The following is a 12,811-nucleotide window of genomic DNA, read 5'->3' on the forward strand; positions in this document are numbered from 1 at the left end:
TTAAAAGGCTGCATTTATACCAAACGATATGGTTTTTAAGTTCGGGTATGAGGAACGGGCACTGGGCATTTCAGGATCGAAGTCTTTTACTCTTTTGTCACCTCTCAGCGTAAAGTAATTTTCTAAATTCGCATATATTCTGATTTTTTTCAACCCTATGCGGCTGATTACTTCCTGAGGAAGGGAATATCCCAATGTGACAGACTTGATCCTGAAGTAGCTGGCATCAAAAAGCCAGAAATCTGAAGTAACCCCTATATTCTGAGTTCCTCCTCCAGAAGGCAGTATCCTATGGTACAAAGCATCAGGATTGGGGTTTTCAGGAGTCCATCTGTTATCTAAAACATATTGTTTTACCCCTGCACCGTTGAAAAATGCCTGAGAGGATTCTTTATCAAGATATACCTGAACATTGGCTACCCCTTGCCCCACCACGCTGAGATCAAAATTTTTATATCTGCCACCTATGCTCAGACCATAGGTAAAACTGGGAACATCATTTCCAATTACTGTTCTATCGTTCTCATTAACGACGCCGTCTCCATTAATATCTACATACTTTATATCGCCAGGCTGAGAGGCACTGTATAATCTGGGATAATTATTATTAATATCCTCCTGGGTTAAGAGACCCGCAGTTTTATACCCGTAGAAATCACCCATTGAACCTCCTACCTGTGTGATCCAATAATCATTGTACAAAGGTTTGTTATTGATAAGTGAAAGAATATTATTCTGGTTTTTAGCAAAATTGGCATTGATGTAAAAGCCACCATTTTCAAAATTCTTATTATATCCCACACTAACTTCTACCCCTTTATTTTCTACATTGCCTGCATTAATTGGCGGCGCCTGGTTTGTGGCCACACCTGTCTCGTATTCTAACTGATTGCTCATTAAAGCCCCTTTTGTAAGACGGTTATAAAAATCTACTGAGAAAGTGAAGGTATTATTGAATAAAGATCCGTCCAGGCCTATATTTTTGGTAACAATTTTTTCCCAGCCTATGTCTAAAAAGCCCAGTTTGCCAGGTACCACTGCTCCTACTATAGCATTCCCCAGAACTGAAGAATCATTATCCATATAGGTCTGGCTGTCATAATAACCAATAGTATTGATAGAGCCAGCGGCTCCATAAGACCCTCTCAATTTCAGGGTATTGATAAAATTCAGGTTTTTAATAAAATTTTCTTTATCCAACCTCCAGGAAGCCATAAGTGCTGGAAAATAGCCCCACCTGTTTTCTTTAGCAAAACGCGAAGATGCATCTGCTCTTATAATACCTTCTAAAAAATATTTTTCCTGATAATTATAATTGATGCGGGCGAAAGCAGACTGGAAAGCATATTGCTGTGTATTAGAATTCAATTCATCCAAGGTTCCATCCAGCGTACTAAGAGCACTTAAAGAATGCAATCCATCTTTGGGTATATTGGATTTTTTGCCATATATCGATCTTGCGGTATAGTCTTCATAAGAAGTTCCTCCCAAAATTTTAAAATAATGTGATGAGATATTTTTTTCATAACTCACCAGAACCTGGGTATTAAGTAATTCATCGGAATTCCAGGACTCAGAATAATTGTTAATAGCTCTCGCTGTTGCACTAATAGGAGCTTTAGTTAAAAAATTATATACAGGATTTAATGTATTTACGAAAGAACCTGTGCGGTAATTCCAGTTTGAATAACTGATCTGAGCATCTATATTGAAGCCTTTTGCAGGAGCGTAGCTGGCGGATAACGCCCCCATAAATTTTTGATCATTTGACCTGAAATCTCCACCTTCAGTATTATTTCTCACAGGATTGGTATTGGCAAATGTATTATCTACTTTGCCCGCATTAACGGATCCCCACCATCCATTGGATTGTTTAAGTGCCATGGTAGGAGACATTCTGGCCAATTCTATCGTATTAATACCACCACCCTGGTCAGTGATCATTTGTTTGATGAACGATATATTAGAATTTACTGTAAGTTTATCACTTAATCTGGCGGAGGTATTTGTTCTGAAAGAATAACGATCCATTCCCTTCGTAGGGGATAGAGACTCCTGTTTCAAATACCCTAAACTTGCAAAATAACGAACTTTATCTCCACCTGATACATTCACCTCATTATTAAGAACATTGGCCATTTTTCTATAAGTTGATTTATACCAGTCTGTGTTAGGATATCTGTCCGGATCTGTACCTGCAGCTGTAAGATCTATTTGCTCTTGCTTGTACTGGGAAAAAAGACCAACATTATGATCAGCATTGAAATAGGCTTCATTTTTTAATTTCATGTATCCAACAGCATCTACATATTCTGGCAAATAAGTAGGGGTCTGATAGGCATTATACATAGTGTAACTTATACTCATCTTACCTCCGCCGCCTTTTTTGGTCTCGACAAGAATGACCCCATAGCCAGCTCTTGTACCATAGATCGCTGCTGCAGCATCTTTTAATATGCTTATATTTTCCACGTCAGCCGGACTTATCCTGGAAAAATCTGCAGCACTGGAGAGAATACCATCGATAATATAAAGTGGTGAATTACCGGCTACACTTCTTCCTCTTACATTTAAATCAGGTACAGAACCTACATCTCCTAATTTAGACTTAATTGTAACCCCGGGCAAGGCTCCTTGTATACTGGCTGTTAAGCTTGTTGTAGGGCGATCCTGCAGTATTTTTTTATCCACAGAAACTATAGATCCGGAAACAGTTCCTTTTTTCTGTTTTCCGTACCCTACTAAAACAACTTCTTCCACATTTTTCACTTTCTTCACGGTGTCCGAAGGCTTGCGTTTCGTTTCCTGGGCATGAACAAGTGTTATTGATGACATCAGGACTGCACTCAAAATAATCTTTTTTTTCTTCATATTTTTCTAAAGTTTTTATTGGAATATCATTTTATCTAAGAGTAGTTGCATTCGTACTCATCTTTCTTATTAGTTTCCTTGCCTGAGTGGGAACCGGCTATTACTTAAAAGTTAACTATTTGTTACTCAAATGTATATTTTTACCGTACACATCCATACTGGTAACCACCAGTTTTTGTCCTTTTACCACCAGTTTGAAAATTATTCCAATATGCCTTTGAGTCCACAACTGATTGATTGTGGTTGGCAGACTTTACATTTTCTGGTTTTCTTTTTAAAGAGAAAAGATTTATTTATTTTGTTGATTTCTGCATGGGAAGAGCGTTTGAATTTTGTTTTTCATCTATTACAATTAAATATTGAGTTTTTTTAAAGATTAATAAATATCTTCATTAAGCACGTTTTGGACTTAATTTTGAAAGAAGAAGAACTGTGCATCAGCTGAAGAAGGTTGCCAAAACCATCATTAACTACTTCAACAAAATCTACAGCAAGGTGTACCTTAATCAGATTGATAGATTTGTATTGATGAAGAATTACATCCTGCCACAGCATGGAATAGAATACAAAGAATTTCGGTTACAATTACCCAACAACTTGGCCAACAGACGGAAATTTCTGCACTATATTCCAGATACATGGGCATAACTCCTCCTATACCTTTAGGAAGTAGATTTCTTTAGCATTGTCTGCTGCATCTACAAGAACATTGGATTTTTACCCTGCTTATTGCTTAATCCGGAATTTTATTTTTTTAGAATTTCCACCTTACAAAAGCTTCCATGGCTGCATAAGTAGCAAGACCCATTTTGTGATAAGTCTCTGCTGTTTCTCTGTTTCTTTCTTCTGCTCTTTGCCAGAATTCTCTCATGTCTGTTCCCTGGAACACGACTCCATCTTTTTGAGACTGATGCTTGAAAATTCCATAGCGTTTCTCCAAAATCTGGTCCGGGCTCAGTGGAACTGCCATTTCTATTTCTTCTATAGACCATTCTTTCCAGGCTCCTCTGTATAGCCATAACCAGCAATCTTTCATGTATTCCTTCGATTTTAAATTTTTAACAGATTCAAAAACAGCATCTAAACATACTTTGTGTGTTCCATGAGGATCTGCTAAATCACCAGCAGCATATATTTGATGTGGTTTTACTCTGTCTATGATATCTGTTACAATTTCTATATCTTCTGTACTTAATGGCTTTTTTTCTATTCTGCCTGTCTCATAGAAGGGCATTTCCAGAAAATGAATCTGGCTGTCTGGTATTCCCACGTAATAGCAGGTGGATTTTGCTTCTCCCTTTCTTATTAAGCCCTTGATATGTCTTACTTCAGGAATATCTACATCACTATTTTTCTTATTTTGCAAAAATTTGGCTGCCTTGTTAAAAATTTTTTGTGCTGCATTATTTTCTATGCCAAACATTTCGTTGTAATCACACACAAAATTGGCAAACCGCAATGCTTCAGAGTCTGCTACGGCTATATTTCCGGAGGTTTGATAAGCAACGTGAACCTCATGTCCCTGCTGGTGCAGCCTTATGAAAGTTCCCCCCATACTGATAATATCATCATCAGGATGCGGACTGAATATTAGAACTCTTTTCCTGGCCGGGGCTTTTCTTTCTGGCCTATTGCTGTCATCTGCTCCTGGCTTACCTCCCGGCCAACCGGTTATGGTGTGTTGTAATTTATTGAAAATCTGAATATTGATATTATAAGCTGGTCCTTTATCTGCCAGCAGATCGCTCATTCCGTTTTCTATATAATCCGAATCGGTAAGCATTAATACAGGTTTTTTTATTTTTTGGGCGAGTCCCAAAACGGCTTTTCGGATCAATGTATCAGTCCATTCTATTTTTTCTACCAGCCATGGTGTATTAATTCGGGTTAGTTTTTGAGCTGCTGCCTGATCTAATACAAAAGTAGCATTTTTGTGTTCCTGCAGATAGGAAGCCGGCACCAGATTGGTTACAGGGCCTTCTACAGACTCTTTTATAATATTTGATTTAGCTTCCCCCCACGCCAGGAGTATTACTCTTTTCGCTTCCATTATTTTTTTCACTCCCAGTGTAATGGCTGTTCTCGGAGTATTTGAAAGTCCCAAAAACTCATTGCTCGCTGCCACTCTTGTGATATGGTCTAAAGCTACGAGACGTGTTTTGGAATTTTGTAGAGAACCTGATTCATTAAATCCGATATGACCATTACCCCCAATACCCAGAACCTGCAAATCTATCCCGCCTAAAGCTTCTATTTTAAGTTCATATTCTGTACAGTAGTCTGCTATTTTTTCTTTGGATAATGTTCCGTCAGGAATGTGATAGTTTTCGGGAAGAATATCTACTTTATCAAACAATAATTCTTTCATAAAGCGAACATAACTATGTACGGAATCCGGTTCCATGGGATAATATTCATCAAGGTTGAAAGTAATTACGTTTTTGAAGCTCAGACCTTCTTCTCTGTGCATTCTTACCAGTTCTGCGTATAAACTCTTGGGTGAGGAACCTGTGGCCAACCCTAAAATACAAGGTTGTTTTTGAGACTGTTTGACGCGTATAAGATCAGAAATTTCTTTTGCTACAGATTTTGAAGCTGAAAGTGAATCTGTGAAGATTACTGTTTCTATTTTTTCAAATCTTTTTTCGAATCCTGTAGAGGAATCTATTGTGCTTTTTAACATATTAATTTGGTTTTGGGAAGTGCTAAAATTAAATTTATGTATAGAATTTGTATTTCTACATTTTTAATTAATTATTTTTTCATTGAAAAGAATACTATTCTTACCTTTCACTATTCCATCTCTCATCATATTCTATTGTTTCTACTATTGCCTGGCCTAATGAATAAAGGGGTTTCCTAATGTCAGATTATTCCCATAAATTCTCCGGATAAAGTTTCTTCATTCTTAGTTCTGAAATATTCTTTTGTACAATTTCTTTATCTTCAGGGTAGGTAACTCCAAACCACCTGTCATCAGATTTCAAAAGTTTTACGTTAACTTTTCCGGATGCTATACTGTCGGCAACCAAAGTAGGTAAATAATATTCCGCCTTTAAGCTTTCTCTGTTTTTTTCTAAAAAATGCTTAAAAGAATCGCTTCCAAATTCAAAACACCTGGGGGTGAATCCCCAAAAATTCATTGAGACGGTTACATCCTTATCAATTGTTATAAAGTGTTCATTTTCATCTTTATACCTTAACATATTATTATATTTCTCTATATATGTTCTTTCTGTGACGTTCAATAAGTTTCCATTACCATCTACTTCACATACTCCCCGGGAAACATAGCCGTGGTCTGAAACCGTGTTCTTCAGTGAATAGCCTATCATGCTAAAATGATAAGAGTTGATATCTGTATTTTTTAGAAAATTGTACATCACCATAAAGGCATCTCTCCCATAAAAGTCATCAGCATTAATAATGGCAAAATTTTCTTGAACCACATTTTTTGTAAGCAGTAAGGCATGCCCTGTTCCCCACGGTTTGGTACGTTCCGGATTCAGATATTCCTGAGGAACACTGTCGATCTCCTGGTATACATATTCTAGTTCAGCTTTTCCTTTTATTTTACTTTCTATTAATGACTTAAATTCATGTTCAAAACTTTTACGGATAATGAAAACAAATTTCTTAAAGCCAGCCTGCAAAGCATCATATAAAGAAAAATCTATAATGGTATCTCCTTGCGGGGTAAATGTATCTATCTGTTTAAGACCTCCATATCTGCTGCCCATTCCGGCCGCTAAGACGATGAGTGTAGGATGGTGATTGGTGTTCATTCCTTTAATAAAATTATTTTGATTAAGTATTTGGTAAATTATAATCCATATTGCAGGTTTTCTTATGCACGCTTTCTATTTTGTAAAAAAAAATACATATTCATACAAATGAAACCTTCTACAAAACTTAATTATTTTCAATAAAAAACAAAAAGAACAGATACTACAGAGATACACCACAACAATACATAACTGGCTTACAGCAACTTACAATCGTAAATATAATTAGTTGTGATGATCATAATGAATTTGTTTATATTTTCATTACAAGAAAAAGCACAAAGCTTTAAAAAAAATAAGAGATTTAATGTAATCTTACGTACTGTTCGAAATGGGTTAAATTTAAAAAAAGAAGTAAAAACCGTGAATAAAAATTTTACTATAAAACCCTTATTAATTCATTAATTTGTGTATTACACCCAATTCATAAGCAAAATACAAAACATTGAATATCAAAACATTAAATCCAATAAAACAGCATGTAGTACCAGTGTAGAAGATCTACTCCTTCTGGTTTTAATTAATAATTTTCACATTTAAAAACAGCTGATCACAAAAAGATCAAAGAATGAAAAAAATGTTTTGAAAACTTTTTGACTACAGAAGAACATCTTTACTTAATGATAGATTTATCTGCAACTGAAACACAAAATTACTTATTCAGCCAGCTTAAACATTCAGTAATCTGCATTTTACTGATAAAAACTTCGGTATTTACTTCCGGTTCCGGCGAGAGCCTCAGTTCTACTTTCTGACTTGAATGCTTGATAATTTCTGAAACGGCTTCTTTATTAATGATAAACTTGCGGTTTATTTTAAAGAAAATTTCAGGATTCAGCTTCTGAATAATATCTTTAATGGTATCATCATAAATATAGGTCTGGTGATCCTTTGTAGTGAGAAAAAGGTATTTTCCGGAGGCAAAAAAATAAGCGGTGTTATGTTCGTCTATTGATTTGAGTTTATTCCCTTCTCTTACCATAAAACGTTTCATGACCTCATCACCTGCCTGCCGGAGTGAGGAAATAGATTTAAGAACCGGTTCAGGATCAAAATTATTTCTTATAGAGATAAATTTTCGCAAAGCTTTATGCAGATCCTCTTCTTCAAAAGGCTTCAGAAGATAATCAATGGTAAAATGTCTGAAAACCCTCATGGCATATTCATCAAATGCAGTAATGAAAATGATAGGGGTAAAAAGCTCTATCTGTTCAAAAATTTCCAGACTCATTCCATCCCCAAGATGAATATCCATAAAAATAAGATCTGCCGAATCTTTTTCAAAGAAATCGATTGCCTGTTTTTTGGAACGAAGAATAACAGTCTCTGTAACAGGGACTATGCTCTGTGTATCCAAAAGATTTTTCAGATAATTCACAGCCAGCAGTTCATCTTCTATAATGGCAATTTTCATAACGATGCAAAAGTACAAAAAAACCGCTAGAACGATTAAGTTCAAGCGGTTTCCTCTGTATTGAATTTGATATGAAGTTTTATAAATTAGGGTTATTCTTCTTCGCACTCATTGGATATTCAATGGTATATCGCGGATCATTCTGCTGAAGAATATACTCGTTGCCACTAATAGTGTGGCTTATTTTTTTCTGATTTGCTCTTCTTAAGTCGAACCATCTTTGTCCTTCTAAAGCAAATTCTCTGAATCTCTCATCCAGAATAAAAGTCATAAATGCAGCAGAATCCATTGAGTTTACCGCATTCTGTACTGAAGTATATCCATCCGGAGTATATCTGTTCTTTAATACTTTCAGAAGTGTTTCTTTAGCTTCTGCCAGTTTATTCAACTTTAATAATGCTTCAGATTTTATAAAGTACTGCTCCGCTGTTCTGAAAGATACTTTAAATTCTAAACTTCCTCCTTTGGTGACCTTATACTTACTACCATTTTTTTCAAAATACATGCCAAACCTTTTATCTGCCGTAGAATTGTATGAAGAAATCAATTCCGGAGATGCAAAAGATAAATTTTTGATTGAATTATCCCATGTATTATCCAAAGCCATGATCGATTCCGGAGAAGCATAATGGTTGGGTGGTGTGTTGACCGTATTTAAATTGCTCAATTCTCCTTTTACTGCCAATACCTGATCTGCATAGTTTAAAGCCTTATTCCAGTCTCCTTCATATAGAGCAGCTCTTGCCTCAAATGCCAGCAATGCGGTTTTTGAGAATCTGTAATTAACGCCTAATGCCTGCTTCTGCTCCACCATCAGATCCTCAGCTTTTTTAAGGTCTGCATGAACCTGATTGTATACTTCCTGTACAGAAGATGGCTTCAACACCTGCTCAAGATCGATTTCAAGACTGATCGGAACTCCTCTGTCGGTAGAAGCTGTAGCACTATTGTATGGTTTTCCATATAAATTCACCATGTCAAAATACAGGTAAGCACGAAGAGCGTACGCCTCTGCTAAAATCTGGTTCTTTTCAGGAGAGTCCTGCATGGTTTTGCTTCCTTCATTGATAATCTGATTCAGGTAGAAGTTCACGGAATAAAAGCTTACCCATGGAAATTCTGTAGATGCCTGATCATTGTTAGCGTCTTTCCACATCGCAATTTCACGATACGAAATAAAATCTGTAGAATTATCATCGATATTTACCTCATCGGTACGAAGTGCCACCAGTGATTTGTGAACAGGATATTTTGAATAGGCAGATGTAAGGACTTTTCTATAGTCTTCAGTAGTCGTAGGAATCACTTTTCCTTCCGGCTGAATATCTAAAAACCTGTCGCATCCGATACTGCTAAAGCTGATTGCTGCAAGTGCTATGATTGCTGTAATTTTTCTCATTTTTCTCAAGTTTTAAAAAGAAACATTAAATCCTACGGTCACCGACTTGGTGATTGGCTGTGCATAAATATTACCATACGTTTCCGGATCGAAATATCCTTTGTATCCGTTACTGAATACAAACAGGTTACGTCCTTCAACACTCAGTCTCAAACTTGTGATTCCCATAGGATTTGTAAATTCTTTAGGAAGTGTATATCCCAAACGGATACTGCTGATTCTGATATAGCTGATCTCTTTTGCCCAAACATCCAGTAAGCTGTATGCATTGGAACGGTTTCCGGTAAACCATTTATTGGCCATCCATCCGTCCGGATTAGCTTCCATATCAGGACTTGTAATGCCCGGAAGCGAACCTCCAGCCTCATAAATTTCTCTTGTGTAGTTTCTTCCTCTGTCCAGCTCCATACCTCGGTAAGAAGGAGTTCTCATTATCGTCTGCTTCAGGTTGAATGTTGCAGAGATGGTAAGGTCAAAATTACTTACTTTAAATGTGTTGATAATACCTCCGGTAAACTTAGGATCTCTGTCTCCCACATACGTAAACAGACTTCTCAGCTCCGCATTTGACAGTTTGGTATCAACAAGCTGCCCTGGCAGGAAATCTGCATATACATCATATAACTTAAAGAATTCTGCTGCTGAAATCTTCTGATCTCCTTTCCAGAATAATGGGTTTCCCTGTTCATCCATTCCTGCAGTTTTCAAAGCAAAAACAGCATTTACTGGAAGTCCTTCTCTTGATGGAAGCAATGCATTATCACGCGGCTGCTCGCTCAATACCCTGCTCTTGTTATGAGCAAAGTTGATGGTGGTAGTCCATTTGAAATTATCATGATTGATGTTTCTGGTAGATATGGCCAATTCAAAACCTTTGTTGGTCAAGCTCCCCCAATTCATCATCGTATATTCGAACCCTGTTTCCAAAGGAGTTTCTTTCATACTGATCATATCCGTCCCTTTTCTGCTGTAGACATCAGCGGTAAGGCTAACACGGTTATTGAACAATCCTAAATCAAGTCCTAAGTTGGTATTCGTCGTTTTTTCCCATCTCAGTTTATCATTCGGAGGGCTGAGAACATTGATAATGGATTCTTTTCCTCCCGGAAGAATGGTGGCATCGTTATATTCACCGATAAAGAATGGTGAAGTGTTTCTGTCTATATTTCCCTGAAGACCGTAAGATGCTCTCAGTCTCAGGTTGGATACTGCAGAAATATTTTTCATAAAGTCTTCCTTCGTTACCAGCCATGATCCTGAAACAGCCCAGATAGGAAGGTATTTATACTTTTTGTTAACTCCGAAAAGGTTCGTTCCATCATATCTCACACTTCCGAAAAAGGTATATTTCTGGTCATAAGTATAAGACGCTGTAGCAAACACAGACGCATAAGCATTCTCTATAGGAGCTGCTTCACGGTAGGTTTCATATCTTTTATCCGCTGCAAAACTTGAATTCGGGAATACAATCGCTGTAGCTCTTCTTGTTTTCGGGTCATATCCGAAAGCTCTTGTAATCGTTGTATTATCTTCTGTTTTACGGATTTCTGTACCGGCCATCAAATCAATTTCATGTTGATTGATCTTTGTGCTGTACGCTGCCTGTAATTTCCAGTTGTACTGGAAGAAATCATTATCCCAGTTTTGTTTTACCGCACCAGCAGGTAGAAAGTAATTGTATTTACCGTCTTTGTAATAACGGGTATTTTCTCTCATTTTTCTGGTGAAGTAGGTATTTTCTGCTGCAAACTTCTCTGTTTTATTAGCATCATACTGAAGTCCCAACTGAGAGGTGAATCTTAAACTTTTTGAAGCTTTATATTCTAAATCTAAAATCGCTTTCAAAGAGTTATTTTTCAGTGAATAGTTGGTATTTTCTCTTTCTTCGAGGAAGTTGAAAGGAATATAACGGTCTTCAAAACCATCCATATCTCTATCATAGTTGTAACTTCCGTCTGCATTGAAAGGCTTCAGATATGGATTGGCATTTCTTGAATAGTTAACAGGGTTTATTGAAGCATCAGCGTCCGTTACAAAAGATTCACGTTCACTTTGCGTTCCGAAAATAGAGATTCCTGCATTTAACTTATCGCTTAATTTGTAATTGTTTTTTAAAGTCAGGTTATAACGCTTAAAACCTGTCCCGATAGTTGTTCCTTCTTCATCATAGTATCCCAGGGAGAAATAGTAATCTGCACGGTCACTTCCTCCGGAAACACTTAATCCGTATTGTTTGTTGATGGCATTTCTGTATAACAGTTTACCCCAGTCTGTATTGTTATTTCTTAAACCGTTAATTTGCTGGCGTGTAAATGAATTCAACGCATCAAAACCTCCGTTTCTGAAAGCATCAAGCTGGCTGTTCTGAGTCAGAATTCTCATTACTTCTCCTTTATCGGCACGATACGTAAGATCTGCACGCTTGGCAAGCATCAGTTCCAGGTCTACTTTTTCGGAAGCATTTAAAAGGTTCAGTTTATCAAAATCAGGACGTGATGTCACAAAGGTATCTGCTGAGAAATTCAGTTTCAGACTTCCTTTCTTTCCTTTCTTAGTGGTAATGGAGATTACTCCGTTTGCCGCTCTTGCTCCATAAATAGCTGTTGCTGCAGCATCTTTAAGGATGGTAATATCTTCAATATCATTAGGGTTTAAGCCTGCGATAGAGAAGTTCTGAAGCTGATCGATATTATCTTTATCCGTAAAGTTCGGAACATCATTTCCTTCTAACGGAAGACCGTCAATTACCCATAGCGGATCCTGAGGACCGGAAAGAGAAGCTGTACCTCTGATTCTGATCTTCGCCGGACTTCCCGGAGCTCCCGTTTCAGGAGTTACTGCCACACCGGCAATCTGCCCTGCCAGCATCTGATCTACACTGGCAACACCAGCCTGGCTGATGTTGTCCATTTTTACTGTAGAAACCGCTGAGGTCTGCTTACGCTTTTCAATTTTCTGATATCCGGTAATGATAACTTCCTGAATTTTATTTTTATCTGAAATCTCAGAAGTCAGTCTGATGGTATAGTTGGTCTGCCCTTCATTAAGCTGAATGACTCTGGATTCATACCCAGGATAACTTACCAATACCGTTTTTGTATCAGCAGGAATTTCCAATATAAATTTTCCGTCCTTATCGGTCACTGTACCTACTGATACACTTTCGATAATTCCTTCCAGTTCTGTTTTTGTAGAGACTGACTGTGTCTCGATTTTTATAGATGCACCGGTAATCATTTGAGATGTATTGGCATCTTCAATTTTCCCGGTGATGGTTTTCTTTTGCTGGGCCATTGCTATATTAGCAGCCAAAAGAGGTAAAAGTATTAGAGTTTTTTTCAT

Annotated in this window: 6 protein-coding genes; all 6 read right to left on the bottom strand. The window is 37.1% G+C overall.

What is annotated here, in order from left to right; translation table 11 throughout:
• The gene (locus RAH34_RS01025) at nucleotides 1-2,871 is read right to left on the bottom strand and encodes a TonB-dependent receptor (RefSeq protein ID WP_306594864.1); all 2,871 of its coding nucleotides are present in this window, start codon (nucleotides 2,869-2,871) and stop codon (nucleotides 1-3) included.
• Between the two features lie 754 nt (nucleotides 2,872-3,625).
• A complete protein-coding gene (gene nagB / locus RAH34_RS01030; RefSeq protein WP_306595409.1) occupies nucleotides 3,626-5,560 on the bottom strand; it encodes a glucosamine-6-phosphate deaminase in 1,935 nt (644 codons plus the stop codon).
• A 181-nt stretch (nucleotides 5,561-5,741) separates the two neighbouring features.
• On the bottom strand, nucleotides 5,742-6,656 hold the full coding sequence (locus RAH34_RS01035) for a sugar phosphate nucleotidyltransferase (protein WP_306594866.1): 915 nt from the start codon (nucleotides 6,654-6,656) through the stop codon (nucleotides 5,742-5,744).
• 652 nt (nucleotides 6,657-7,308) lie between these two features.
• Nucleotides 7,309-8,070, bottom strand: coding sequence for a LytTR family DNA-binding domain-containing protein (locus tag RAH34_RS01040; RefSeq protein ID WP_114819051.1), 762 nt, complete (start codon nucleotides 8,068-8,070; stop codon nucleotides 7,309-7,311).
• 79 nt (nucleotides 8,071-8,149) lie between these two features.
• The gene (locus RAH34_RS01045) at nucleotides 8,150-9,469 is read right to left on the bottom strand and encodes a RagB/SusD family nutrient uptake outer membrane protein (protein WP_306594868.1); all 1,320 of its coding nucleotides are present in this window, start codon (nucleotides 9,467-9,469) and stop codon (nucleotides 8,150-8,152) included.
• A gap of 12 nt (nucleotides 9,470-9,481) precedes the next feature.
• Nucleotides 9,482-12,811, bottom strand: a complete 3,330-nt coding sequence (locus RAH34_RS01050) for a SusC/RagA family TonB-linked outer membrane protein (protein ID WP_306594869.1) — start codon at nucleotides 12,809-12,811, stop codon at nucleotides 9,482-9,484.

This window comes from Chryseobacterium sp. WLY505, assembly GCF_030846215.1.
Classification (GTDB): Bacteria; Bacteroidota; Bacteroidia; order Flavobacteriales; family Weeksellaceae; genus Chryseobacterium.

What these genes read in the sequence shown, in the direction of transcription:
- RAH34_RS01025 (WP_306594864.1), bottom strand. Translation starts at nt 2,871, where the DNA reads ATGAAGAAAAAAAAGATTATTTTGAGTGCAGTCCTGATGTCATCAATA.
- RAH34_RS01035 (WP_306594866.1), bottom strand. Translation starts at nt 6,656, where the DNA reads ATGAACACCAATCACCATCCTACACTCATCGTCTTAGCGGCCGGAATG.
- RAH34_RS01040 (WP_114819051.1), bottom strand. Translation starts at nt 8,070, where the DNA reads ATGAAAATTGCCATTATAGAAGATGAACTGCTGGCTGTGAATTATCTG.
- RAH34_RS01045 (WP_306594868.1), bottom strand. Translation starts at nt 9,469, where the DNA reads ATGAGAAAAATTACAGCAATCATAGCACTTGCAGCAATCAGCTTTAGC.
- RAH34_RS01050 (WP_306594869.1), bottom strand. Translation starts at nt 12,811, where the DNA reads ATGAAAAAAACTCTAATACTTTTACCTCTTTTGGCTGCTAATATAGCA.